Below are 25,691 nucleotides of genomic sequence, written 5' to 3' on the forward strand. Positions count from 1 at the left end.
TCGCAAACCATTCTAAAAATCATTATTAAATCTTTATTTTTGCGACCGAAAAGCCGCAACTAACTAAGGCAACAACATCATGGTTAAAGATTTATTCGAAAGAATACAAAGCAATAAAGGCCCGTTGGGCAAATGGGCATCACAGGCCGAAGGATATTATGTGTTTCCGAAACTCGAAGGCGATTTGGGCCCGAGGATGCAATTCCACGGCAAGGAGATTTTGAACTGGAGCATCAACGATTACCTCGGTTTGGCCAACCATCCCGAAGTGCGTAAGGTAGATGCAGAAGCGGCAGCCGAATATGGCGCAGCCTATCCGATGGGCGCGCGTATGATGAGCGGCCACACGACTTTGCACGAACAATTGCAGAATGAACTCGCGGCTTTCGTACAGAAAGAATCGGCGTATTTGCTCAATTTCGGGTATCAGGGCATGGTGTCTACGATTGACGCTTTGGTCACGAAAAACGACGTGATTGTATACGATGTGGATTCGCACGCCTGTATCATCGACGGGGTTCGTTTGCACATGGGCAAGCGTTTCACATACAAACACAACGATGTGGAAAGCATCGAAAAGAACCTGCAGCGCGCCACCAAAATGGCCGAGGAAAACGGCGGTGGGATTTTGCTCATCACCGAAGGCGTTTTCGGGATGCGCGGACAGCAGGGCAAATTGAAAGAAATCGTTGAATTAAAGAAAAAATACAACTTCCGTTTGCTCGTGGACGATGCGCACGGTTTCGGTACGCTGGGTAAAACCGGTGCCGGGGCAGGCGAGGAGCAGGGCTGCCAGGATGGAATCGACGTGTACTTTTCGACCTTTGCCAAATCGATGGCTTCGATCGGGGCGTTTATCGCGGGAGACAAGGACGTGATCGATTATTTGAAATACAATTTGCGTTCGCAGATGTTCGCCAAATCGTTGCCGATGATCTTTACGATCGGTGCGCTCAAACGTCTCGAAATGCTGCGTTCGATGCCGGAACTCAAGAACAAGTTGTGGGAAAACGTCGATGCGTTGCAAAACGGCTTGAAGTCGAGAGGCTTTGACATTGGCGATACCAACACTTGCGTGACGCCGGTTTACCTGAACGGTTCCATCCCGGAAGCGATGATGCTCGTGAATGATTTGCGCGAGAATTACCACATCTTCCTGTCGATTGTCGTGTATCCGGTGATCCCGAAAGGCATCATTCTTTTGCGCATGATCCCGACGGCTTCGCATACTTTGCGCGACATCGAGGAAACCCTGGATGCTTTCGAGGCGGTACGCGAGAAATTGACCAACGGAACGTATCTCAAGATCGCTTCGGAGAAAACCGTGGACATGAGCGAGGAAAAATAATCGGCACAACGCTGATTTTGAAATAAAAGAAACCGCTTCTTGAGGAGGCGGTTTTTTTATTTTTAGCTATTTTGTGTTTTTTTCTTTTGCCAAAAGTACCTTTTCGGGAGATGCTTCTTAAGTTGTTGCTGGTATATTTTTTTGTAAGCCGCTTTATCGATGTTATCATTTTCAAAATTTCGATGGCTTTCCTTGAGTGCCTCGCTTATTTTTTGGTATTTCTCAAGCCGATTGGAGAATTCTTCGCTCAAATAATCCCGTTTAAGTGCCTTGCCGACTACTTTTCTGAAAGGTTTGGATGTAATCAGCGTTTCAATGAGGTAGCGTTCCCAGCTCTCAAATACCGGCCCTTGTTTGAAGTAGCCAAAATTCTTGAACACGCTCTCAAAATTGTTCAATTTATAGTAGCAGAAAGCTTCTACTTTGTCGTTGATCTCTTTATCCAAAGGAGCTTCAATGACCAGACTCGTACAGTTCGATAAGTCTACGGCGCCGTCGATCTGTAAAGCCTGTTCGTTGTCTTGGGCCGGAGTTATAATAACGCTTATTCCTTTTTTTAGGAAGAAAACCTTCTGTTTTTCTCCGTCAATGATAAAATCTTTTTCGCTCTTGATCACCGTTTCATCTGCTTCGCCGGTCACCGTGATTTCATTTTTAAACAAAATATTTTCGATTCCCTTTATGGACATTTTGGAATGGCCGTCAAGATTAAGGATGGGCTGGGAGTCGAGTTTTACTGCTTTGGTGTCATAGATTCGCCACAGTTGAGGGGTCGCTATCAATTGCTTGTCAACCTCGCTCAGGAAATCGAAGTTTTTGAATCTTCCGGTTCTCCTGAAATTGAGGAACAGCAACGGAAGTCCCACAAAGTTAATCAACAGCGAAATCCACTTGGTGTAGTCGATGCTTTCCTTTTCTTTCAATTTGGCCTCTATTTTAGCGATTGAATTGGGGTCTATGGAAATTTGGTTATTGCAATTTGCAATCGTTACAGTTATCGAATCTTGTTTGCAATTGCTGCAACGCGCAGTACATTGTTTGCATTGTTGCGCAAAACTAACCGCGCAGTACAATACAATCAGCAACAGTATAATTACTTTTTTCATATCGGGAATGTGGGGGGTGGGCCGGAAATGCTTTGCGAATGGCAAGTTGATGCATCTGCAAAGCCTTTACCGACCGGGTTGGTAACGGGTTTGGGCTTACTACACTAAATAAAGGCTGTATTATCGGGACATGTAGACCAAGACCAATCCCAAACCGGCCAAAAGCAAATGCAAAAAGGCCCAAAAATAATGCAATGGAAATTTACGGATGATCCAGAAAAACTTGGTGTTGTGTTGGTCTTTCCCGGATTGGCGGATGCCGTACAAATCGTCATCGAGTTTGCCTTCGAGTCGTTTTCGGTAGGCCGAGGCCACTTCCATATGGAACCGGAACTTTTCATATTGCTTGATGGTAAAAACACAGCCAAAAATCCCGATGATGATCAGGAAATAGGCCAACGGGCATTCTTCTTTGGCTACCCCGCCTTCGGCCAGGAATGCCAAAATTCCGCCAGTTACCACAATGAGGAAGTTGGCTACGTTGGTTCGCTCCATTTCATGCTGCTTGCCTTGGGCGATGTGCTCTTGGTACATGGCCCAAAGGAAATCCTTTGAATTTTCCATTTTTGTTTGGTTTTAATCGTTAGAAACTGGTGGGTTGTATAAAAGCCAACTGGCGAAATTGGTTTTTAGACTAAACTCGTGGAGCAGTATCATACCAGCCAATCAAATATATAAAAAATGCAGAATCTACAATGGCTTTGATATTAATTTAATCAGTATATTTTGTTGACTTACAGATGTTTGTGTAAATTCTGACAAGTATTTTTACTCTAGCCAGACGGCGCAGCGGTTAATGGCCGTTTCGTATTTTTCATCGTTTGTGCAATATCATAAAGTATTCATAAACCACCAGTCGATGCGTCCATCTTTGGTTGGCAAATTTCGAAAAGCACAACAGCGAAAGGACGATGAGTGTTATTTTTCCCGCCATTTCCAAATTGGGGTAGAAACACAAATACACGCAGAGCAGGCACAGCGAACGGAACAGTTTCGAATTGGCCTCGTATTTTTCCAATTCGCTTACCAACGAAGGCTGCTTGCTGCGCAGGTAGGCATCGGCAATCCTTAAAATGTCGGTATGTTCGGGCAATTCTTTGGCGATGGACTTCTCGGCGTCCTCGATAAAATGCAGGTGTTTCTTTTTCTTGCGGGCAAACACCGTCTTGTTGTATACCGGATTCAAAAGCAAGGCGCTGATGTGGTGGATGAAATGTCCGTAGATATACGAAAGCAACACAAAACACACCCAGCCAAAAGAGCTGATCTGGTCGTTGCCGATGATGGTAAGATAGTCGGGCACTTCGGCGTAGACAATTTTGGGAAGCGTCGCAAAGAGCAGCATCCCAGGAACGATAAAGGCCAGGAATTCGACCAATCCGAAAAAGAAATCATTGGGTTTTACGGTCATGATGGGTTAGTGGTTTGGTATTGGTAAAAGGATTCGTCAGTCTTTCAAAGGCGGTGTCAGGCCATGCCTGCTGTTGTCCCCGCCATCGCGGCGATGAGGTAGTTGGAAGCATAAACCCCCAGCAAAACAACCAAAAGCTCCTCGGGTTCCTTGTAATGCGTGATGTCGAAATGGCAATTGAATTTGCTCCAATTGAACCGCGGATGGAACTGAAAAAGGATTTCCTTCTCGCTGTTTTCAATCACATAACTGTTGTTCAGCAGCCCTTTGGGTTTGAGGACCAACTGCTGCTTGTTGGGAAAAGCAAATACAATTTGCCCACGCCAATTCATTTGCAGATTGGCTATTTCGGTTTTGTTTTGGGTTACGGTGATGCTGGTTCCAAACAGACCCACGGGTTTGATCTCGTAAGGCGTGGCATCGCCCAATGTGATCGTTGCCTTGAGGAAAAGCAAATTTTCATAGGCCAGTTCGCCCAGTATTTGTTCATTTTCCAAGAGTTGAAAGGTTCTCCGGTTGGTCGATTTGGCTTCCATATCATTTTGGTTTACAAGGTTAAGCGCGGCTTTTGATTGCCCAAGGTAAGCATTAATCGGCTGCGAATCCTCAAACAACACCCAAAAAATCGATGTAGGCACCGTGCAAAGGCGGTGGAATAAGCCATTTATTTGTCTATTTTCGCGGCAAAATCGACTGAACCTACTATGAAAAAAATGATTTTTATGGCTGCGGCCTCGTTGCTCGTCGCTTCTTGCGGAAGCGCGTTTTACACCAAAGAATTTACGCATCAAACCTCGGGCGTCGATTTCTCGAACGGCAAATGGCTACTCGGCGATATCCACATGGACGGCAATTACAAGGCCGAATTCACCAAAATGGTCATGGCCGATTTCGCCCAACACCTGCAGGGCAGGATCGTGAATTCGCTCGACCAGAAATCACTTTTGTTGTCGCAAACCGTGCCTTTAAATCCGAGCAAGTCGGTCATGGCCGATTTGAAAAAAGGAACGAATTACGATTACTACATCAACATCAAATGCGCCGACCAAAGGGTTCACTCGGACAAAGACCTCATTGAGAGCACTTACTACATCAAGAACATGACCTATGGCGTGGTGCAGTTGGAAATCTACGATTTGAACCAAGGTGTCATTGTTTATTCCCAAAGAGTTCATGGAAGATATGACGAACATGCAGGCGTGAGCTCCAAGCCTTCTCGCCAGTTGATTTTCGGATGTTATGGGCGGATCATCAACGACATCGATAAAAAATCCTGATCCATGTTGGATTTGTTGGGGTACAACAGCATTAAAAACGCCTCGATGGGCGGTTCGTTTGTTTAAGGCCGGATGCCCTTGCGCACCATGCGGACGATGTAAGTAGAGGTTGACAAGTGGTTTGACAAATATTCCATAAAGCCAAAAAACCACTCCAAATGAAGTAGTTGCATTTAAAATTTCATCGGCTTTTCATGGATGACACAATCGATGATAGCCTCCAATTTTTTATGGATGTTTGCTGATATGATCCATTTTTTCCAATCGATCATTTGTTTCGTGACTGTTTTCCAAATCTCATGGCTTTGGTTAAAATGGGTTGTACCCAATAAAAAAGTTGCTTCCCGATCTGCTGACGTCATCGAAGATTCTCGGTTTGGATTGTAAAATGGCGCGAGGTTTTTGGCGTCCTTTTCCATATCGATGCTCCAGTCGACGACAAGGCCGATGTCCTTTTCATCGGCTTTGTTGTAAACGAGAAGCAGCAGCAACGCATGGATAAAAAAGGCATTCACCGTAATTTCGTCAATGCAATAGCGGTCTTCTTCATCGGCCAAATACAACGCCAGCTCTTTTTTGTAATCGGATACAATGCGCCAAATAATCAATTCCTGCGCAGATTCAGTGGCGATTTCGAGTACAGTTAGGCTTTCAATCAATGTGGCCAATTCGGCATTTTGGTCGCCGATGGTTTCATGATCGGAAACTTCTTGCAGGATCAGCAACAAGGCCGAACTGAAGGCGCACACCAAATGTTCCTCGCGGTTGGCAGGTAAAATCCAGCGCGTCAATTCGAGGCATTCGGTCACGCCAAAATCGACCATTGATGGTAGTTGTTGGGAAGTTGCGATTCCTTTCAGAATTTTAAAATTGCCTTCCTCGCCATAACCGTAATCGGCCGCGGCAATCTTGCGCAGCATTTCATCGGTCATCAAAACCGACAATTCTGAAAGGATTTTTTCAAATCCAGAATCCAGTCTTTCCAATAGTTCCAATGGAATTTTTGGTGCGGGCATAAGGTCGTCTGGCTGATTCATATTCAGATAAAATGATAAAACGCGCTTCGTTTGGAGCGGTCTTTTAATGCAACCGATTTTTACCGCCCTTTTTTCATCGCTTTGGCTACTTTTTCTGCAAACCATTCGATGGTTTCCTGTGCTTTCGGCTCGTCGGCACCGATGACTTTCAAGGTCGAAAAAACATTGTCGTAGACATAATGAAAAGGTTCTTTTCGGGTAACGGCAATGAGATTGTCCAACAATGCGCCGGTATTTTCAGTGGTCCAAAACGGCTTGATGTGCGGCCAGGCTTTCTGCATCCGGAATACCGATGCGCCGTAATCGCGTGCATCCATACGCTTCAAATCGAGCACTGGGACCAGTTCGTCCTGCAGTTGCGAAACGGCCTCGGGATGTTGTGCCGACAGGTTTTCCATCAACGCGAATATGGGATAATAAGGTTTGAAATTGATGAACCTGCGCGACAATCCTTCTTTCATCGCCGCGACGAGCTGTGCGACGATTGCCTCGGAAAAGCCGCCCTGGTATTCGATGCGGTGCAATTTCGAAAAGGATTCATAGACCACATATTCGTCATTATCGTTAAGCTTGGCAATCCAAGGCAAAACCATTTCGGTTAGCCCGTATTTGGCCATGATCAGACCAGCTTTATAAGCAACCGGGCCGGTATATTTTTCGACGTAGATCTTCAACAGATGCTTGATGGATTGGTAAGTGGCATCGTCGAGGCCATCTGCCAGGTAGGAATCCAATATTTTTTTGAGCAGGTTGTCTTTTAGCCGGCGGTACTTATTTTGGTAGATTTCCATCCACTGGGCTTGCTTTTCGTTTCTCTTGTCGTTGGGGAGGTTTTTGTACGGATTTTTTTTGTCGTCGAGCGCGGGCAACAAGGCTTCCAGCCAATACCGTTTGTCGGCGTTGTTTTCGTTCAGGACATTTTGCAGGATGTCTGCTTGTGTAGTTAATTCTTCGACAGTAGAATCGATAAAAAGTTCCATAAATAATTAATTTAAATCTTCCGAATTAATTTCTTGCAGACCGTCGCGCGCGATCATATTGCCCACATTGATCGAACCGTCCGGCTCGTAAAATTCCTTGAACTTGATCATGCGCACCATGCGGTTGTATGGCAGCACGCATTTCGGCCAGGTTTCGTCGTGGTCGGCAGGGTAGAACAGCAGCGGCGTGTTGGGCGAGATCCACAGGATTTCGGTGAAATCGAACGCCTTGTCCATGATGTTGCGGAATTCGATGAACATGTAATCTTCGGTGGCCGCAGCGGCAAGGAAGAAATTGAATTCCTTCAAGACCTTCGACATGTTCGCCTTCTTGATCCATGATTTACTGATGACGAATTCGCCGATGTTGTACAAAATGCCTTTCATCATGTGGATGCAGATTTCGCCGTACCAACCCGAAGGATGTACGTCGACTTCCTCGTGGATGCCATTTTTTAACGCCTCGATCATTGGGAACAAAGACTTGCCGACTTCATTGAGTTCGCTCGTCGTCGCACAAAAATCGATGTATTCCTGCGGGTTGATGTGATTGGCCACGATCGAACCGATGATGTCAACGGCGTCCTTCGATTCGTCATGCGAAAAATAGACGAACTCCATTTTCTTGTCGTCGTCTACAAACACATCGTCGCGCGTTTTCTCGATGCGGTCTTCGGTGCCGAAAACGCTCGGGAAATCGGCCAAAGTCGCGTCTTCGTTGTTGAGTAAATTTTGGATGAGTTTGAGGTAACGCTTCCCGAGGCGTTGCTTCAATTCAGGGGATTTTTCGGCCTGTTGCAGGGCTTCGTTGATTCTGTCGAGATCGAATGATTCGAGCGCTTTCGAGAATCGGTTGCAATTGTTCTTTTTCCATTGGATAGTTATTATTTTTAGGCAAAATGCCACATGTTGTATGCGTTCGATTCCCATTGCATGCCTTCGCGCAACGGATGCAAAAGTCCGGGCGTGAGCACTTCGAACACCATCGTATGTGGTTTTTCTTTCGTGAAAGATACGACTTTAAAATGTTTGGCCGATTCTTCCCAAAATTCTTGGTATTTCGGGCGCAGCAATAGCATCGTCTGTCCGCCGAAACGGAAAATATTCGTCACTTTTTCGCCCTCGTATTTTTGCACATCGGGATAACCTTCGGCTTCGATGATCTTGCGGCCGCGTTTCATCCAATGCCAATCTTCAAGTGCTGCGGCCATCGGATGGTTGGCATTGTTGACTTCAGGGAAAGCGTTTTCCGATTGGATGAATTGGTGGAGTTCGACGAGATAGCCGAGGCAATATTGCTCGAGTCCACCGTCATCGGAAATATCGGGAATGTCGTCGCGCAATTTGTCGATGTGGAGCGTAACGGTATTACCGTCGATCTTGGTGCAGCTCAGTTTGTAATGGTTGCTCATGGTTTTAAGTTGGTTTTTGGGTTTTCGCAAAGCTATCGAAATGACTTTTTCAGCCGATACCATTCACAACATTTTTGGCACAAAAGTTCGGTCACAGCCAAAGCCACGTTTCCCATGTTTTGAACCTCGGTTTTGCGGCATAGGATTCATCTTTAAAAGAGCGAATGTATTGACTGGCGCGGTGTCGGGCCCAATCTTCATTGATGACATTGTTTTCGTTGTCCATGCGGAGCACGTTGCAGAAAATGGCCGTCAGCATTTCCATACTGTTGCCGTAATCGATGACTTCGTCTGCGTAATCAGATTGGTAATCTTTGAGCGGAATGGTGTCGAGTTTACGGTTGCCGAGATCGAGCATGAATCGCGTGATCACCGCGCGCCAGTTTTTGCTTTCGCGGATTTCTTTGATGCTAAAGGGAAGCATCGGTTTTTGGTTGTGGCTCTTGGCGTATTCCAAAATCGGATTGTCTGTTGTGGTTTGTTCCCTATGGTTTCCATCGGCCTCATACGAACCAAACAACTTGATGCCGAAAAGATGTCCGAGTGCCTCCGATTGTTCGTAAACGAAAGTCATGTCTTGCTCGCTCGGCAATAGCAAGGTTTCGTTTCCGATGTAATACCCAAAAAACCGTAAATCGGCGGTAATGTCGTGGGACAATTTTTTACCTTTTCGGGCGTCAAATGGTTTCATAATCAAATAAAATTCAAATTACAATCCGACTCAGTTCGGTATGATTGCCTACCCAGAGCGTACCGTCGGGACGAATGCCCATCATGCTGCAACCTTTGCCGATCTTTCCCCATTTGTAGGCGACCGGCGCTTCCATCGATTGCATAATCGAAAAATACCGTTCGCGTGCCCAATCAAACAAAATGATGCGGTCGCGCTTGACATCAATGATGGCCAACTCCGCGTCCTTGAAACCGCCTTTTTCCCCGAACAGGTATTCTTTGCCGTCTTCGAATTTCCCATCCTTGAGTTCATATTGGAACACACCGCCCCACCAACTGTCCATCCAACTGCCCTGTATATCCGAATCGCGATCGCAATACGGTTGCACCGTCGTCAGCACATTGTTGTGAAATGAAAGTGCAATGGGCGGATACTCGTCGACATCGCGTTCGAGCGGATAGAGTTGCACCTCTTTTACATCGTCGAGCGCAACAATTGCCACATCTTTATACGCTGCGATTACCAGATGCTGGTCGTTTACCGTGAGCGCGTCGACATATTTGGTAAACACAAATAGCGGCTCGAACTGATGGTTTTCGAGATTGTAGCGCAACACTTCCAGGGTTTGGTTGTTCCAAATGAAAATGGTCTGCAACTTGGGTGAAAACGCATACGGAATCGCGGTAAAGTTGCGGTCGGTTTGGTCGAACTTTCCTAGCAATGTGCCGTCGGCGGCAAAATGCAACACATGATAGCGGTAGGTTTCATGGATTGTAGTGCTGGTCTTTCCGGTCAAAAACAATGTGCCATCGTTGCAAATGTGTACGTCCTGACGGTAAAAATACTCGTCCGAAATCACATTGACATCAGCGGTGAAAATGGTGGCAATCGATTGGTCCTCGGGATAAAATTCGCATACGATCAAATCTTCGGCATAAACATGCGAAAAATAAAAAAGCAACCGGCCGTCGGCGGGCATCTTGAACCAGTTGATCCAAAAATCGAATTCCCACGGCATCCAGGCCGATTCGTTTTTGTACCGAACTTCGCCTTTTTTCGAAATGAATTGCTTGAAATCGTCGATGCCTTCAAAATAATCGTAGGCGTCAAATACTTTGGTCTGCTCCATGATTATTGCTTTTTGAGGTTGTCAATCCATTCGATCAGGTTCGGGAAATCGCTGCCGTTGCGGTTCATCCAGTTCAGGAAATCCTTTTTCTTTTTGCGTACCATGATGTTGTCGAAGTCACGCCCGATGTCGGCAATCGGTTCGGCGCCCATGATTTCGCATTGCTCGAGTTTGTTTTGGATGATCTGGAATTCGTTCATCAGCGCGAGGAATTCGGCGTCTTTTTCGGGTTCGAGTTCCTGGTAAATGCGTTCGTGGAATTCGGTACGCCAATATTCATACTCGTCGGGAATTTGCTTGGTCAATTGATACACTTTATAGTTGAGTTCGAACAATTTCATGTACAATTGCTCGAAACTGCCGAAACGTTCGTTGATCGCGGCAAAAACTTCGGGTTCGCTTTTTCTGAATTTGAGGTGGTTGAGTCCGTCCATGGTCAATCGGTTTTAAGCCATAAAATTTGTGTAGGCATCGGTTTTTTGAGCTGCGAAAAAGTACCGATGAATTCGGTTGGGGAAATCGCGGTCGTTGCTGAAATCAGCCATTCGATGGGCATTTTGGTGTCGATTTCCTGTAACAGTTTTCCGTCCTTATCGTACACGAAGTAGCTCCAATTTTTGTCTTTGTTCGCTCCGGCCGCCACGATTTTTCCGTCGGGCATTTGGACGAGTTCATTATAGAAATCGGGATATTGCCAATCGGGCACTTCGATTTTCGAGACGGTTTGCAAATACACATCGGTTTTTTCGAGCATGAAGAATTTCTCGTCGGGTGCGGTGTTATAGGCAAACCAATAGTTTCGGTCTTTGGTTAAGGCGAAATTCGTGAGGTTGAACCAATATTTATTTTTGAAATAGGGTTCGAAATTTTCCGAGGTCAGTTTGCCGTTTTTGAATTGGTACAAACGCATCGCCTCGGTCGTGCCTTGCCCAAACGGAAAAGTCGTCGCGCCGAAATACAAAATGCCATTGTCCAAGGTTGCCGAAGTCAATTCGGTATGGCAAGCCGAAGTGGTTGCTGCCGTTTCACTGATTAGAACCGGTGTTTTGAAAGTCGGCTGGAATTTGGTTTGGTGCATTTGCGTGGCGGAAAATTCAAAGACCACGGCAGTTTCCAATCTTTTTTCGAAACGTTGGCCGTTGTCTTTGATTGCGCTGACGACAAACTTTTTTCCGTCGAGCCATACATCGCTCAGGTGGCAACTGTAGTCGGTTTCGATCGGAAACAGCGGATGGGTTTTATTGTTCGCATCCACGCGGTACAAGGCCATCTGCCACGCACCGAACAAATCGGGGCGTTCCGGTCGGTATTCCTTTTGCGAACCGCCGATCCAAAAGACATCCTGCGCTGGATCGTACAGGACTTTGGAGGCGAAGAAATGGTTGTTTTTCCAATGCATCTTGACGTTGAGGTTTTCATCGGTCAGCAGCAGAATCGCAGTGTCGTATTTTTCCTTATCCGAAATCGAATCTTTCCCGGCGACTTTTTGCAAAAGCACCGTCGTGGCAAACAGGAAATTTCCTTTTCCGTCTTTGGCTACTGATTTTACACGCAGATTGTAGCCGTCAAATGCGAGTTTGCGCGGTGTCTGCGAAAGCGCGGCCATTGGAAACAACAGTAGGAGGAAAAGGAATTTTTTCATTATTGTAGCGTTGCGATTCTTTTTTCGAGTGCGGCGATGGGCTCGGCGTAGGCTTCGAATTGGCCGTAATCAGCTTTGAGTCTGTCGATGAGGTCACTTGAACCCGATTGTTGGAAATCTGCGGGTTTCATAAACGCCACATACCAATGATGGTAGTGGTCGAAATGAATGTAATACGTTAAAAATGTCTCGAGATCGAGATCAAGCGGCGCCAGAAACATCGAACCGTCGTAAAAATAGAAGCGATACGGTTGTTCGGCATCGTAAAAATCGACGAGGATGTGCTGGCCGCTTCCGGTAAAGAAAAGCAATTCTTTCAGGCGCGACAACAAGTTGAATGCGTCCCAGCCGTGTTGGTCCTGGGAATATTCCTCGAGCCAGGTTTGTTCATAGAATGCGTATTTCTTGGCGGTTTTATGGACGACTTCGGGGTTGTTTGCATTGAGCTCGGGATGGTTGGGCTTGAATTTATCGAACAGTCCCGACAGGTCGTTGAGTTTGCTGCGCCAACTGAAATTCTCGTTTGCCGAACACCGCACATTGCGGATGAAATAGTCCTTGAAATCCTGTGGCATCGGTTGGCCCAAAACGGTTTCGGCCTTTTCCATCCACTGTGTCATTTGTTTTCGGACGGCCGCGAAATCATCGGCGGTGTAAAAACTGGCTTTCCGGAATTTTGGGTCCATCTGCGCATTGAGTGTTTCGGCCAGTTGTTCAAATTTTTGGAGGTCGAGCATGGTTTGTTTTTTTAGGGTGTTGGAATTTGAAATTTAAGAAAAAGTACAGTTTTTCTAGAAGGGCAGTATTTTGGGAAATCGTATTTTGCTATTAATAGGGCAGGGGAATAGGGTTTATCCCTAGCAAACAATCCTCAGATTGCGATACAGTATTTCTGTACTTTTTGTTAAACTTCATGTGGGTTATTTCTTAAAATGGATTTCGGTTTGGTACGGCGCATCGTCATCCGAAAAATCGACGCCACGCAAATAATATTTCCCGTCGGATTGGATCAAATTCGGAAGCAAAGGCCCATCGTTGTTGCGGTAATCGACTTTGGCCACGGTTTCCCATTTTCCGTTTTGCAAACTGTACAGGAACAAATGCGCCATCGAACTCGTGAACCATCCGGGCACGAACAACAGTTCGGAAATCCCGTCATTGTTGAGGTCACCCGCGTTTTCGATCCGGCCCCAGACGCTGTTTTCAGAAGTGATTTCAGGGAGTTTGCACGAAAAAGCAATGCGGTTGAAGCAGTGGTTGTCCAAACAACCGAATTGGTATTGAATCTTACCTTTCGCATCAAACGAAGCCATCGTCGGCGGGGTGTAGATGAAAGCGGTATCGGCAATTTTATCGTTGTTGAGGTCACCCAGTGCAATCGTATCGGTCTGTGCCGCGAGCAACGAATCTTTGGCGGTTGATACGGTTGGGTTTTTATTGTCGATTTTTTTCGACTGCTGGCAACCGAAAACAAACATTAACCCGATAAGGAACCAATAGTTTTTCATCTAATATTTAAAATAGCGGATGCCGTTTAAAAGACAGGCATCGGGTTTGCTGCCGCGGTTTTCAAAGTCGAATTTGACACCGCTTTCCAAAACGATTTCATCGTATTCGTCCTTGTGGACGATTTCAAAATCGATCTGTTGTTGCGCCAAATAGTCCTTCAAATTTCCCAAAGTCAGCGGTTTGCCGAAATGCAGAAACGAAGTATCGACCGACACTTTTTCATTGATGGGATACGGCGCGTTTTCCTCAAACAGATAATACAGGTTGTCGTTTTGGATCGCGTACAATTGGTCGTCATCGGTTGAATAAAACAACTCGAAACCGTTATAAAATAGGACGGCGCTTCCACTTTTAAAATCATGGACTTGACCCGGATCGCCCAGCCAATGGATCACGTCATCTTTGGTCATGCCAATAACGACCGGACCGAAATTTCCGGTCAGCAAAAAATCCTTCAAGTCGATCGTTATTTTTTCCATTGTGCGAGTCCAGCCTTGGCAATTTTCGTTTCTTGTTTGGTTGTCAAATCTAAAATATAAATGTCGCTTTCCCAGGCTTCCAATTTGTTTTCTTCGGAATCCCTGCCGAAAAGGACGAACTTTCCATCGGCTGAAATCACCGGATGGGCAAAAATACCTTCCTTAACGATTTCAACCTTTTTGTCTTTCAAACCGATTTTGCGCAGCGAAGCGGGTTCTTTCTGAAATACCGGCACGAAAGTGTACAACACATAGCTGCCCGTCGGATCGAGCTGCGGTTGCAGGTTGCCGCCACCGAATCGCGGATCGAACGATGGATTTGGCAGCAAGATATCCGATTGGACGCCGTCGACATCGGTCATGTAATTAAGGCTGCCGTCGAGCGAATAGGCAATTTGGTGCCCGATGCGGTGCTCCGAATAAAAGTTAGGCTTGTTAAACTTGAGTCCGCGATAAGAATAAGTGTAGCCAAGGTAAGGCATCGTCGTATCCGAAACCACTTTCTGGCGGAATTCCAGGTCGATGTCGCATACTTTGATGTTGAGCGTTTTTTCCCATTCGAGCGCTTCGTATTTGACTTCGCGCGACACGCGGCTTTTACCCGTTTTCAAATCGACCGACACATAATAGTCGTGGTAATACAATCCTTTCGATTCTGAAGAAGTGCCCTGTTGGCCAACGATACCAAACGTGAGCGTGTCATTTTTCAAGGTATACGGCTCATCCAGAAAAATCTGGAAATCCTGGCATTTGTAAATCAGTTTTTCCTTGGCAGTCTGGAAATCATATTCATACAAACCGTCCTTGTCCTTGAACAAATATACCGATTGCTTGGGATTTTCGGCAGGAATCGATGGGCTGCAACTTTCAAAAAAGGTCAGTATCATTATTGCAAATAAAGGAACGTATTTTTTCATTTTACCACTTTTCTAAAAATTTTACGAACGATTTACTTTTGCGTCGGTTGAGCAGTTCGGAATCTTCCATCCACGGATGGTCGTCGTAGGCATCGTAGACTTTCCCGAATGTTTTCGACGAACGGTCGCAGCCGATCAAATAGTCGTGCTTGTCCGACCACGAGGCAAAATGCAGCCACATCGTATCAGACTTTTGGTTTTCGTTGTGCTTCCTGCGCCACAACAATTTTTGGTCGTACCAATTGTAATAATCGGGGAGATGGTCCAGGATTTTCTGTGCATCATACAACACTTCCCATTCGTGCGGGATTTGCAACGGCGCGGGGCAAAGCATCAGGAAAATCCTGAAATCTTCGGGCAAAGCGAAATTTTGTTCGACATAATCGGCGTCGAAATAGTTTGTAAAAATTGCTTTGACTTTTTCTTCAAATGTGTCGATTGACAACGGTTCATAATCGACCTGCCAGTGTATTCTTCCTTTGGCGGGAAAAGCCGCGAGTGCCTTTTCGATTCTTTGTTGAAGTGTGGTATCCATTTTAATATTCTCGGTGGTAATCGGTAATCCAGAGTGGTATTTCAGGTTCGTTGATGCGTAGCGTTTCAACCCATTTGCCGTTGTCCTTAATCCAGATATCATCTTCCACTTCCCTCGAATTGGAATGATACGTCCAAACCAACTGATTGTGTTGGTGCAGCATGTCAGAATCCAACAATCTTTTGCTCAGGATACACAGTTCGCCGTTGCAGAATCCTACCGCCACATTGGTATGATAGATCGTATCGTCTATAAGCACATGGTCGGAATCCAGGAAACAGCAGAAAATGATATCGTTGTCGGCCGTAATTCCCTTGGCGAACATCGCCCCTTCGTATTTTCGGATCAGGAAAATTTTCTTCTTTAATATTTTCTTGAGTTTCTTCTCGCTTTCTTCCCGCGAATCCATGTCGGTAAACCGCTCAAGAAAATGCGTGGTTTGTCCATAACGTTGGAACGGCGCATAAAACGTTTGCAGATGAGCTATGTTTTGTTTGTGCTGTTCGTAAGTAATGTCATGGTCGTGCAGTCCGATTTTGGCCAAGTACAACGCATCGGCATAATCAGAAATAAACTGTTGGACTTCTTCGATTGTTTTCATTGGAATGGATTGAATTGTGGCGGATTGAAATTCGGAAAAGTTTTCTTGAGCAAATCGTATTGCGGAACAAATTTTTCAGGATGCCCATAAAATTCCGGCTCATGCAAATGGTGGCGGAAATCATAAGTGCCGTAATACGCAAAAATCAATTCGACGTATTGCGCAATCGTGAGCGGAAGTTTCGGCAATTCCTTTGAACCGCCATGGTTTACGCCGTCATCGGGCACATAATACAGCGCATAATCATTGCCCTGGTCGAATAAAATCGTCGTGTAATAATCCATGCCCTCGAACGATTCAAAGATGCGGTGTTTCTTGATGGTTTCGATGTCATCTTCCTCGTACCAGTCGGCGTAGAGTTTGTCCTCGGTTTCATTGTCGAGCAGGCTTTCAAGTGAATGCAACTGGAAAAAACCGGACAGGTTTCCCGCCTCGGTTGCGAGACTCCAGCGGAAATCGAGTCCGTCGATCGAAGCGAACAATTCAAATAAATCGTCCGGGATCGAAAAATTTTCATCGTCGCGGTAATAGTCGCGCATGCCTTCGGTCATGGCCATTCCGGCATCTTCGTATTCAATCGTGGCGCCCGCATCGAGCAGTTCTTTTTTGAGGTTTTCGTATCGTTGCTTGAAAGTCATCGGTTTATTTTTTGGCGCAATTTAATGGTTTTCGGATGGTTTCCAAATGTATACGATTGGCTGTTTCGTTCGTTGCCGTTTATAACGTTTTTCGCACATTTAAGTTTATTATTGGCAGGGAAACATCGGGATGTGTATTTTTGTTCCAAATGTCTGCCCATGCGTTTGCGCCCTTTCTTTGTACCGTTGCTTTTGTTGTGCCAATTTGTTCTTGGCCAGCAGTTGCAATTCGAAAACCTCGGACAGCAATTGCATTTGCCTTCGCAGGAAACCTACAACATCATGCAGGATGGCAAGGGCTACATCTGGTTCAGTACGGAGCAGGGTTTTTGCCGCTACGATGGCGTCAATTTGAAAGTCTTCGACCGCAAGAACGGATTGCCCGAAGGGGCGGTGTATTCGGTGGCCGAAAATCCGAAAGGACGGCTTTGGCTGGCCACGAGCAAAGGCCGTATCCTGATTTGTGAAAACGGAATTTTGCGCGAGGCGCCTTTTTCAAAAGCGCTGGCCGAAATGCTCGAGCCAATGGGCACGGTACATGCGCTGCATTTTATCGGGGACCAACTTTACATCAACTTCATCAGCCAGACCTTTGTCGCCAACCTGAAAACGAACCGCGTTACCGAAATCCCCAAAAAGTTGAGCATGTCGTTTTCATTGCTCAAAAACGGCAGCCAATTCATTCCGCTCAGCGCTTTGCACAGCGCCGATTTCAAGACGGTCAGGGCCACCGAAAATGATCCGCTCACGCTCAACATCAATGATGGGAAAACAGTAGAAACCATCAAAGTTCCCCGAAATACGCTCGTACCTTATCCGCGCAATATTTGCAGCAATCCGGGCCAATATGGTGCTTTTTCGATGGCCAATTGGATCGTCAGCCATAAAAATAAAAATTACCACTTTCGCGAAATGCCGCAACGCATTTTGTCGGTGCATGTCGATCGGGACGGCGGACTTTGGGTGGGCACGCTCAAGGAAGGGCTGTATTATTTTCCGAACGGCGATTTATCGGAACCACCGATCATAAGCCTTGGCGATTATTCGATTACGGGTATTTTGGAAGATGCCGAAAAAAACATCTGGTGCACCTCGCTAGAAAAGGGATTGTTCTTGTGCAAGAACAAAAATGTCGTCAATTATTTCAACATTCCCGATTTGGCGCGCCCGGCGGATATGCTCAAAGCAATTGGTCCTAAAGTCTATGCGTCGCGGGGCATCCAAATGTTTACGTTTGAAAACGGATTGCCTGTGCAACAAGCCGTGAAGTATTATTCCAAAGAAAGTCTTTCCGATATTGTTGAATTTAAAGGGAATTTGTACCTCTGCGGACAAGAAATCATTGGGCGCACCAACAACAACTTTCATCCGATAACGATTATTCCGAAAGCCAATTCGATTTACATGGGCGCCATCAAAATGGAGCCGGTGGATGACGAGCTGTACCTGACTTTTCCCGGTGCCGTTGGACGCATCGACCATGGCTTTGTCAATCCGCTGGTCAGGATCCCGTCGCGTTCGCGTTGCCTCAAATCGTATGCGAAGGATAAATTTCTTGTGGGGTGCAGCGAAGGATTGTATGACGTGAACCTCAAGGACAGCATCGTGACCAAAATCCCAGGGATCATCCATATCGTCACGCAAATCCTGCAAACGGGGAATGTTTTTTGGATTACCACCAAAGGCGGCGGATTGTACCGGTATGACGGAAAAACAGCAACGTCGATGAACCGTCAACTTCAAATCCCATCGCTGATGGTGTTCGATGCCGTGGCTTACAAAAATGATATTTGGCTCGGAACCAATGAAGGTTTGGTAAAGCTTTCGCCTCAAAAAGACAGTTTCAAAACCGATATTTTCGAAACGGCACACGGATTACCGGCAAATGAAATTTACAAAATGGCCGTCAATGGGCAACGTATTTTTTTGTCGACCGTAGAAGGCGTTTGCACTTTCCAGCCCGATGTGCTGACACACAATATTCATGCGCCTCAAATTTATTTGCAATCCCTATGGATCAACGATGCAAAGGCAAGCGTCATAAAAAACCGCAAACTCGCTTACGACCAAAATTCGCTGCGGTTCATTTTTGACCGGCTGGCTTTTAAAGGCGAACCGAAATTGTCCGTAATGCTCAAAGGCCGCGACAAAGTTTTCCGCGAGCAGCAAGGCCATGAAGTGATTTTGGAAAACCTCGATCCAGGCCCATACCAATTGGTCGTCTATGCGGTCAACAGCGACGGATTGAAAAGCGCGCGGCCCGTGGTTTTCGATTTTGAAATCGGGAAACCGTTTTGGAAGGAACTTTGGTTTTTACTGATTGTTTTATTGATTTCGCTGTTGATCCTGTACGGCATCATCCGCAAGATCACACAGAAGGTCAAGGCGCGCGAAGCCGAGAAAACGCGCATCAACAAACTCATCGCCGACAGCCAGCTTACGGCCTTGCAGGCGCAGATGAATCCGCATTTTATTTTCAATGCGATCAACAGCATCCAGAATTACATCCTCAAGAAACAGGAAACCGAAGCCTATACTTATCTGGCCAAGTTCAGCAAACTCATCCGCTTGGTGCTGCACAATTCGCAGCAACAGATGTTGCCGTTGCACGAGGAACTCGAAACCATCAAATTGTACATCGAGCTCGAGCAACTGCGTTTCAGCGACAGTTTTGATTTTGAATGCGTCATTTCGGATGAAGTCGACGAATTCGAGACGATGGTACCGGCGATGATCATCCAACCGTATCTCGAGAACGCGATCTGGCATGGACTCATGAACCTCGATGGCCAACGGCGCGGAAAAATCAGCCTGCGGTTTGCAAAAGAAAATGAACTGCTGCGTATCGAGATCACCGACAACGGCATCGGACGCCAATTGTCCGAGCAATACCGCAAGGAAAATACGCACCAACCCGTGGCGATGAAAATCACCGAACAGCGCATCATGATCGTGAACCAGCAATACGAAAACCAACAGATCAATGTGGCGGTCACCGACCTATTCGATTCCCAGGGACTGCCGTCGGGAACGCAGGTGGTGCTGTGGCTTCCGCTTTCTAATTTCGAATGATATGAACGAAAAAATCAAGGTCCTTTTGGTGGACGATGAAAAAGACAGCCGCGAAGTGATGGCCAAGTTGCTTTCGCATTATTTTTCAGAGATCGAAATTGTCGGTCAGGCCAACAGCGCGGAAGCGGCTTACGCCTCGATTGTGGAATTAAAACCCGATTTGGTGTTCCTCGACATCCAGATGCCCAAGGCCAACGGTTTTTCGTTGCTCAAGCGGTTTGCCGAAATCCCGTTCGAGGTGATTTTCGTGACGAGTTTCGACCAGTATGCGGTCAACGCGATCAAGTTCAGCGCGCTCGATTATTTGCTCAAGCCCGTCGAAATCGCCGATTTGCGCGAAGCGGTGGCCAAGGCGATCAAGATCATCGGGAAGAAACAAAGCAGCAGCCTGCAGGTCATCAATTTGCTGCACGGGCTGGAAGACAATGTACAGGAAAAGAAAATTGCGGTGCATGCCGGCGACAAGGTGCGCTTTATCCCCTCGGGTGAAGTGGTCTACATCGAAGCCGATGGCCGCTACTGCCGTATTTTTACCAAAAGTGTAGAAACTTACGTCACGGCCAAATACCTCAAGGATTTTGAGGCTTATTTTGGCGATGATTCGGCTTTTGTACGCATCAGCAAAACGTATCTGCTCAATACGGCGCACATCGAATCCTACAGCAAGGGCGATCCGTGCATCATCCAGATGGTGACCGGAAATTGTTTTGAGGCGTCGCGCAGGAAAAAACAGGAAGTGCTTGAAAAACTGCAGGCCAAGTAATAGCTTTTGTTAGATAAAACTTACTTTAAAACCAGGCGACTGCTAATCACCGAATTATTTGGTATTTTGTCGAAAATTAAATGGGCATCCGCGTTGAAATAAATACATTTATTTGGGTTGTACAAAATACCACCAACCGATAATTCCTACATGCGGTACTGCTTTAGCCAGAAGCGACTGCACATAGGGGCTATCGGTTTTTTTTAGTTTCATTTAAATTGAAGATACGATGAAAAGCTTAACAGAAAAACGCAACAGGGGCGAAGACACCAAACGGATACTGGCACTAGATGGCGGCGGAATCCGTGGGATCCTTACGCTGGGCATGCTCAAGGAAATCGAAAATCAGGTCAAGGCCAAGGGGTATGACAAACTCTGCGATTATTATGATGTGATGAGTGGTACGAGCACGGGCGCCATCATCGCTTCGGCATTGAGCCTGGGTAAAACCGTCGATGAAGTCACCCAACTTTACCTCGATCTGGGAAAGGAAATTTTTGGCAAGGGAAGAAGAATGAAAATACTCAAAAGGAAATGGACCATTTCAAGGGCATTTTTGAAAGAAAATTATTCCTCCAAAAAAATTGAGCAATACCTCAAGGACAATTTGGGGGAAGACATCCTGATCAGTAACGACACCGACATCAAATGTGGGTTGATCATCAATACCAAACGCGCGGACACTTATAGTTTGTGGACAATCGGCAACCATCCCAATGCCACTTACGCCAAAGCCAACGCGCATTTCAAGCTCTGGGAATTGTGTCGTGCCTCCTCGGCTGCCCCGTATTATTTCATGCCCAAATTGCTGCATCCCAAAACAAGCAAGGGCGTTTCGCTCGATGCGGTGTACATCGACGGCGGACTCAGCCTGGCCAATTCGCCGGCCTGGCAAGCCTTTCTGGCCGTAACCGTTCCGTCTTTCGGATTCGATTGGAAATCGGGCAAAGATGCGATCTACATCACCAGCCTCGGGACAGGCAACGGGGTCAAGAAAGAGGACGTGAACAAACTGCTCAAGAGTTGGGGGGTCGAATGGTCGTCTAAATTGTCCGATTTGTTCATGGTGGATGCGCTCGAGATGAACCATGTCATTTTGGAAACGGTAGGCCACAATGCGGGCCCGAAACACATCACCGACAGCCAATATGGGGATTTGAGCAACTATAAAGTCATCAAGGACGAATGCAAATTATTCACGTTCGAAAGACACAATGTCAAGCTCACCGTCGATGACCTCAAAGGGCTGGGGATTAAAGTAACCCAGCAGCAGGTCGATTCGCTCAAGGAAATGGATTATTTTGAAAATATGGACCAACTGCTCGAGATCGGGAAAGCTTATGCCGCGCAGAACATCCACAGCATCCTTTAAAATAAATTGGATTTGGGATGTATCGAATACCCATTGGCAGACAAAACTCAAGATTGATTTTTGCAGGGATAAAAAAAAGGATTACATTTAAATCCTAAAAAATCAATCATCATGAATCAATCTACCAAAATGATTTTGATTTCGGGAATGTCTGCGCTCGGTCTCCTGTCCTGTAAAAAGGAAGCCGAAGCACCGAAATCTCCAGAAATCGCAGCCGAAATACCCGCCGTCGAGGAATGCTACAAGGGCATCCTCAAAGAAGACACCATTGCGATGACACTCGTGATCAAGGACAATGAAATCACCGATGGCCAACTCAGTTACCATCTTTTCGAAAAAGACAAAAACGACGGCACGCTCAAAGGCCAGATCAAGGGCGATACGATTTTCGCCGATTACACTTTCCAATCCGAAGGCCAGCAGTCGGTCAGGGAAGTGGCCTTCCTCAAACAGGGCAATGCCTACATCGAGGGCTATGGCCAAATGAAGGAACGCGGCGGCAAGATGATTTTCGTCGACGCCAAGCATTTGAAATTCGACAGCAAGACGATTTTATCCAAGGCGGAATGCCATAAATAAACGTCCAAGCCAATAAAAAAGAAAGCCTCTCCACAACCGGAAAGGCTTTCTTTTTTACAGGTGTTTGATATAGGTGCGCCGGCGTTTGTGGATCACCGGATTGAAATTCTTCCACAAATTCTGGATCGAATTGTTTTCTTCCAATTCAGGCGTACGGATGCAGGTTTCGATGCCGTTGGCCTTGAAGCTCTTGTAATATTCGGCCATGATGACCGCCGTTAGCCCTTTGTTCTGGTATTCGGGTTGTACGCCGATGAGGTAGAACAAGACTTCCTTCGTATGTTTTTTGGCCCACAGCAAATGCAGGAACCCGAATGGGAACAGCTTGCCTTTGGTTTTTTGCAATGCTTCGGAAAGCGACGGCATCACGATACAGAACGCGAGCATCTTGCCATTTTCATCCTCGACAAATTTGATGTATTCGGGATTGATCATGCCGATGTATTTCTTCTTGAAGTAGGCGATCTGCGTATCGGAAACCGCCACAAACGAGGAGAGCCGCGCATAGGTTTCGTTGAACAGTTCAAACATGCGGTCTACATAAGGCATGATGTCCTTGGTGTTCGTAAAATTGATGGCCTTGAGGTTGTAGCGTCTGCGAATCATTGCATCCGCCTTGAGAATCGGCGCAATCATTTCGTCGGTGGGCAGTTTGAATCGGCTTTCGAGCCATTCCTTTTCCTTGACGAATCCCAATTGCTCGAAATGGTCCTTGTAATACGGGTAATTGTACCAAGTGATCATCGTGCCGATTTCATCGAAACCCTCCGTGAGCACGCCCACCTTGTCGAGGTTTGAAAAACCCATCGGGCCTTCAATGTTGTCCAGGTTGTGCTTGCGTGCCATTTCATGGGCTTTTTCGAGCAAGGCCCGGGTCACTTCGATGTCGTCGATGACGTCGAACCAGCCAAAACGCACTTTGCGTTTGCCCAATTGGTTCACTTCGGCCCAATTGACGATGACCGCCGTACGGCCTACGATCTTTCCTTCTTTGCGGGCGAGAAAAAAATGCGCTTCCGCATGCTCGAAAGCCGGATTGACCGACGAGTCAAAGGATTCGAGTTCCTCGTTGATGATGGGCGGAATCCAATAGGGATTGCCCTTATACAAGCCAAAAGGGAATTGGACAAAATCGTTCATTTCCTTTTTGGTCTTGGCTTCTGTGATGGTAATCATAAATTAGTTGGATGGTGTCGGACTGCTGTTTTCTATTTCGTCGAGACGTTTCTTGGCCTTGTCTTTTTCCTTCTTTTTCTTTTTGTCTTCCTTGGTTTCTTTGCCTTTTTCTTTCGGGATGCGCAGGAATACTTCGCTGTACATTTCATCGAAACGCCATGAAATACCGATGTTTCCCGTCAGTACCGATGGTGTGCTTTTGACATTGGCGCCAATGGCCGCATCGATCTGCACGTTTTTCATCGGCAAGAAAGCGGCACCGCCGCGGAATACGGCATCCGAATAGAAATCGCTCATGTAACCCTGGTGTTCGATAAACCCGGACCATCTCGAATTGAATCCGTAAGTGACCGTGATGATGTAGTCAAACGATTCGCGCTGCGTGGCCAGTTTGTCGGCCAAGATGTTCATGACCAAAACGTACCTGCCGAATTGGTTCTGCGTCAAGATCCCAAGAGTCGGGCTGAATTTGTTTTCGTCGGGATAGGTCGGGCGGTCGTATTTGCCATCGGCAAACGACAAATTCCCCGCAGCATAAACGCCCACGGCCGGAATCAACTGCCGCCAGCTAAAACTGTGGTTGGCTTTCCAACTGTACAGGTTGGGCTTCTGCTCGTAATTCTTCCACGGGTCGTACACGAGGTATTTGGCTCCAATGGTGACCTCCCTGATACCGGAATTGCGCCGCGATTTGAGCGTATTGAGGTTTTTGTAGACTTCGTTCTGGTATTCGAGCGTGGCCATGAATTCGAGTTGTTCGAAAAAAGCGCCGTAACGCAAGGCCAGGTCGCTCGTGATGCCTTCTGCATTATATTTGGTCAGGTCGTGTTCCTCGCGGAAAACCCCCATCCCGAGTTCGGCCTGCAGTACTGTTTTGCCTACCGAGAAAGCCGCCATCGATTTGCCGGGGCGGTTCGAATTGATCACATCGGTGTACTGCGCATGGATAAAAGTCGTGGAAAATAAAAGTAACGTTAGTAGTAAAGGCTTGATTCTGGACATAGATCAGGTTTAAGTTTGAAAATGATAACGCAATTCAAATGTACTATATTTTATTATTTATTTAAGACGCAATTCGGACTGTTTTACTAATTTTGAAAAAAATATTCACCATGCACGAGGCATCATTTTCGGGTACTTTAAGAGTCATATTCTACATTGTTGCGTTTTATTATATCTTCAAATTTCTCGCAAGATTGTTCTTTCCGGTGCTGGTCAAAAAGGCAGTAGAGAAAGCCGCCGAGAATTTCGAGCAACAGCAACGTCAATACCAACAGGGCAGTTACCAAAGTACCCGCACTTCCAATAACGACGAGATCATCTACACCAATACCAAGTCCGACAAGCCGCGCGAAACCAAGAAAGTGGGTGAGTACATTGACTTTGAGGAGATTAAATAATTGGTCAATTAGAAAATTAGTCAATTAGATAATTGCAAATTTTACAGTCTCGATAATTTTCTCATTGCCGAATTGTCTCATTTTTTTGGCGTTCCCTTTCACGCCGGCCTATGCACCTGCTGGCTCCTCACTAAAACAGTCCACTGGACTGTTTCTTTACGTTCGGCCCTGGACCGGGCTATCGGCTGCACGCGGTGCTTGCCTCTATCCCTAACGCGGACTCAATAGGTGCTTTGCACGGAAGTATTTAGTTTCATTCAACATTTCATACCTGAAGCCCACCGGGCTTTTCTTCCGCTATCGCTCCAGACAATTCGACCTGCGGTCTCGAGTCTCCTTTTAATTTGCTGCGCCAGTTCGCTGCGCTCGGGTCAAATCTAACGCGGACTCAATAGGTGCTTTGCACGGAAGTATTTAGTTTCATTCAACATTTCATGCCTGAAGCCCACCGGGCTTTTCTTCCGCTATCGCTCCAGACAATTCGACCTGCGGTCTCGAGTCTCCTTTTAATTTGCTGCGCCAGTTCGCTGCGCTCGGGTCAAATCTAACGCGAACCCGAATCATCCAACATCTTCTCATTTTCCAGTTGCCCCATTTTCTCATTGGCTCATTTCCTAATTATCTAATTTTCTAAT

28 protein-coding genes are annotated in these 25,691 nt (G+C 46.4%); 7 read left to right on the top strand and 21 right to left on the bottom strand.

Annotated features, from left to right (window positions below):
• Positions 1–79: 79 nt before the first annotated feature.
• Positions 80–1,348 carry an aminotransferase class I/II-fold pyridoxal phosphate-dependent enzyme gene (locus tag QM717_RS00005; protein ID WP_415033551.1) on the top strand — a complete coding sequence of 423 codons (1,269 nt, stop codon included), beginning with the start codon at positions 80–82 and terminating at the stop codon, positions 1,346–1,348.
• Positions 1,349–1,410: 62 nt separating this feature from the next.
• Here the strand turns inward: QM717_RS00005 and QM717_RS00010 are convergent, their stop codons facing one another.
• The 4 genes from QM717_RS00010 to QM717_RS00025 all read right to left on the bottom strand — a co-directional run bounded on the left by QM717_RS00010 (position 1,411) and on the right by QM717_RS00025 (position 4,401).
• Positions 1,411–2,271, bottom strand: coding sequence for a hypothetical protein (locus QM717_RS00010; RefSeq protein WP_415033553.1), 861 nt, complete (start codon positions 2,269–2,271; stop codon positions 1,411–1,413).
• A 303-nt stretch (positions 2,272–2,574) separates the two neighbouring features.
• A complete protein-coding gene (locus QM717_RS00015) occupies positions 2,575–3,018 on the bottom strand; it encodes a hypothetical protein (RefSeq protein WP_415033555.1) in 444 nt (147 codons plus the stop codon).
• A 250-nt stretch (positions 3,019–3,268) separates the two neighbouring features.
• The gene (locus QM717_RS00020) at positions 3,269–3,865 is read right to left on the bottom strand and encodes a hypothetical protein (protein ID WP_415033557.1); all 597 of its coding nucleotides are present in this window, start codon (positions 3,863–3,865) and stop codon (positions 3,269–3,271) included.
• A 56-nt stretch (positions 3,866–3,921) separates the two neighbouring features.
• Positions 3,922–4,401, bottom strand: coding sequence for a hypothetical protein (locus QM717_RS00025; protein WP_415033559.1), 480 nt, complete (start codon positions 4,399–4,401; stop codon positions 3,922–3,924).
• 168 nt (positions 4,402–4,569) lie between these two features.
• On the opposite strand from QM717_RS00025, the gene QM717_RS00030 reads away from it, so the two are divergent.
• Positions 4,570–5,142: a hypothetical protein gene (locus QM717_RS00030; protein WP_415033561.1), complete on the top strand. Its 573-nt coding sequence runs from the start codon at positions 4,570–4,572 to the stop codon at positions 5,140–5,142.
• Positions 5,143–5,315: 173 nt separating this feature from the next.
• Here QM717_RS00030 and QM717_RS00035 read toward each other — a convergent pair whose 3' ends face one another.
• The 15 genes from QM717_RS00035 to QM717_RS00105 form a co-directional block, all read right to left on the bottom strand.
• Entirely contained in the window at positions 5,316–6,128 is an 813-nt protein-coding gene (locus tag QM717_RS00035) for a hypothetical protein (RefSeq protein ID WP_415033563.1), read from the bottom strand.
• 110 nt (positions 6,129–6,238) lie between these two features.
• A complete protein-coding gene (locus QM717_RS00040) occupies positions 6,239–7,159 on the bottom strand; it encodes a hypothetical protein (protein ID WP_415033565.1) in 921 nt (306 codons plus the stop codon).
• A gap of 6 nt (positions 7,160–7,165) precedes the next feature.
• Entirely contained in the window at positions 7,166–8,065 is a 900-nt protein-coding gene (locus QM717_RS00045) for a hypothetical protein (RefSeq protein WP_415033567.1), read from the bottom strand.
• Positions 8,050–8,571: a hypothetical protein gene (locus tag QM717_RS00050; protein WP_415033568.1), complete on the bottom strand. Its 522-nt coding sequence runs from the start codon at positions 8,569–8,571 to the stop codon at positions 8,050–8,052. Before QM717_RS00050 ends, QM717_RS00045 begins: the two co-directional genes overlap by 16 nt.
• 91 nt (positions 8,572–8,662) lie before the next feature.
• Positions 8,663–9,262, bottom strand: a complete 600-nt coding sequence (locus QM717_RS00055; RefSeq protein WP_415033570.1) for a hypothetical protein — start codon at positions 9,260–9,262, stop codon at positions 8,663–8,665.
• Between the two features lie 13 nt (positions 9,263–9,275).
• Positions 9,276–10,373, bottom strand: coding sequence for a hypothetical protein (locus QM717_RS00060; RefSeq protein WP_415033572.1), 1,098 nt, complete (start codon positions 10,371–10,373; stop codon positions 9,276–9,278).
• Positions 10,374–10,375: 2 nt separating this feature from the next.
• On the bottom strand, positions 10,376–10,807 hold the full coding sequence (locus QM717_RS00065) for a hypothetical protein (protein WP_415033574.1): 432 nt from the start codon (positions 10,805–10,807) through the stop codon (positions 10,376–10,378).
• A 2-nt stretch (positions 10,808–10,809) separates the two neighbouring features.
• Complete coding sequence (locus tag QM717_RS00070) at positions 10,810–12,015, bottom strand: hypothetical protein (RefSeq protein WP_415033576.1); 1,206 nt, start codon at positions 12,013–12,015, stop codon at positions 10,810–10,812.
• A complete protein-coding gene (locus QM717_RS00075; RefSeq protein WP_415033578.1) occupies positions 12,015–12,752 on the bottom strand; it encodes a hypothetical protein in 738 nt (245 codons plus the stop codon). The genes QM717_RS00070 and QM717_RS00075 overlap by 1 nt, the downstream gene beginning before the upstream one ends.
• Before the next feature lie 183 nt (positions 12,753–12,935).
• Positions 12,936–13,523, bottom strand: coding sequence for a hypothetical protein (locus QM717_RS00080; protein ID WP_415033580.1), 588 nt, complete (start codon positions 13,521–13,523; stop codon positions 12,936–12,938).
• The gene (locus tag QM717_RS00085; RefSeq protein ID WP_415033582.1) at positions 13,524–14,003 is read right to left on the bottom strand and encodes a hypothetical protein; all 480 of its coding nucleotides are present in this window, start codon (positions 14,001–14,003) and stop codon (positions 13,524–13,526) included.
• Positions 13,991–14,890 (bottom strand): hypothetical protein, encoded by a 900-nt coding sequence (locus tag QM717_RS00090; protein ID WP_415033584.1) that lies wholly within the window; start codon positions 14,888–14,890, stop codon positions 13,991–13,993. Before QM717_RS00090 ends, QM717_RS00085 begins: the two co-directional genes overlap by 13 nt.
• A 31-nt stretch (positions 14,891–14,921) precedes the next feature.
• Positions 14,922–15,455 carry a hypothetical protein gene (locus QM717_RS00095; protein WP_415033586.1) on the bottom strand — a complete coding sequence of 178 codons (534 nt, stop codon included), beginning with the start codon at positions 15,453–15,455 and terminating at the stop codon, positions 14,922–14,924.
• 1 nt (position 15,456) lies between these two features.
• Positions 15,457–16,056: a hypothetical protein gene (locus tag QM717_RS00100; RefSeq protein WP_415033588.1), complete on the bottom strand. Its 600-nt coding sequence runs from the start codon at positions 16,054–16,056 to the stop codon at positions 15,457–15,459.
• Complete coding sequence (locus tag QM717_RS00105; protein ID WP_415033590.1) at positions 16,053–16,694, bottom strand: hypothetical protein; 642 nt, start codon at positions 16,692–16,694, stop codon at positions 16,053–16,055. Before QM717_RS00105 ends, QM717_RS00100 begins: the two co-directional genes overlap by 4 nt.
• Before the next feature lie 159 nt (positions 16,695–16,853).
• On the opposite strand from QM717_RS00105, the gene QM717_RS00110 reads away from it, so the two are divergent.
• From QM717_RS00110 to QM717_RS00125, 4 genes are all read left to right on the top strand, one after another.
• Positions 16,854–19,766 (top strand): sensor histidine kinase, encoded by a 2,913-nt coding sequence (locus QM717_RS00110; protein WP_415033592.1) that lies wholly within the window; start codon positions 16,854–16,856, stop codon positions 19,764–19,766.
• Between the two features lies 1 nt (position 19,767).
• Entirely contained in the window at positions 19,768–20,529 is a 762-nt protein-coding gene (locus tag QM717_RS00115) for a LytR/AlgR family response regulator transcription factor (RefSeq protein WP_415033594.1), read from the top strand.
• 229 nt (positions 20,530–20,758) lie between these two features.
• A complete protein-coding gene (locus QM717_RS00120) occupies positions 20,759–21,901 on the top strand; it encodes a patatin-like phospholipase family protein (RefSeq protein ID WP_415033596.1) in 1,143 nt (380 codons plus the stop codon).
• 111 nt (positions 21,902–22,012) lie between these two features.
• Positions 22,013–22,480, top strand: coding sequence for a hypothetical protein (locus QM717_RS00125; RefSeq protein WP_415033598.1), 468 nt, complete (start codon positions 22,013–22,015; stop codon positions 22,478–22,480).
• A 54-nt stretch (positions 22,481–22,534) separates the two neighbouring features.
• Here QM717_RS00125 and QM717_RS00130 read toward each other — a convergent pair whose 3' ends face one another.
• Both QM717_RS00130 and QM717_RS00135 read right to left on the bottom strand, forming a co-directional pair.
• Positions 22,535–23,656, bottom strand: a complete 1,122-nt coding sequence (locus QM717_RS00130) for a GTP cyclohydrolase (RefSeq protein WP_415033600.1) — start codon at positions 23,654–23,656, stop codon at positions 22,535–22,537.
• Positions 23,657–23,659: 3 nt separating this feature from the next.
• Positions 23,660–24,658 carry a transporter gene (locus QM717_RS00135; RefSeq protein ID WP_415033602.1) on the bottom strand — a complete coding sequence of 333 codons (999 nt, stop codon included), beginning with the start codon at positions 24,656–24,658 and terminating at the stop codon, positions 23,660–23,662.
• Positions 24,659–24,750: 92 nt separating this feature from the next.
• Here QM717_RS00135 and QM717_RS00140 point away from each other — a divergent pair, with 92 nt between their 5' ends.
• Positions 24,751–25,056, top strand: a complete 306-nt coding sequence (locus QM717_RS00140) for a DUF4834 family protein (RefSeq protein ID WP_415033604.1) — start codon at positions 24,751–24,753, stop codon at positions 25,054–25,056.
• Positions 25,057–25,691: the final 635 nt, after the last annotated feature.

The sequence above is a fragment of the Flavobacterium sp. genome, assembly GCF_047602195.1.
Classification (GTDB): Bacteria; Bacteroidota; Bacteroidia; order Flavobacteriales; family Flavobacteriaceae; genus Flavobacterium.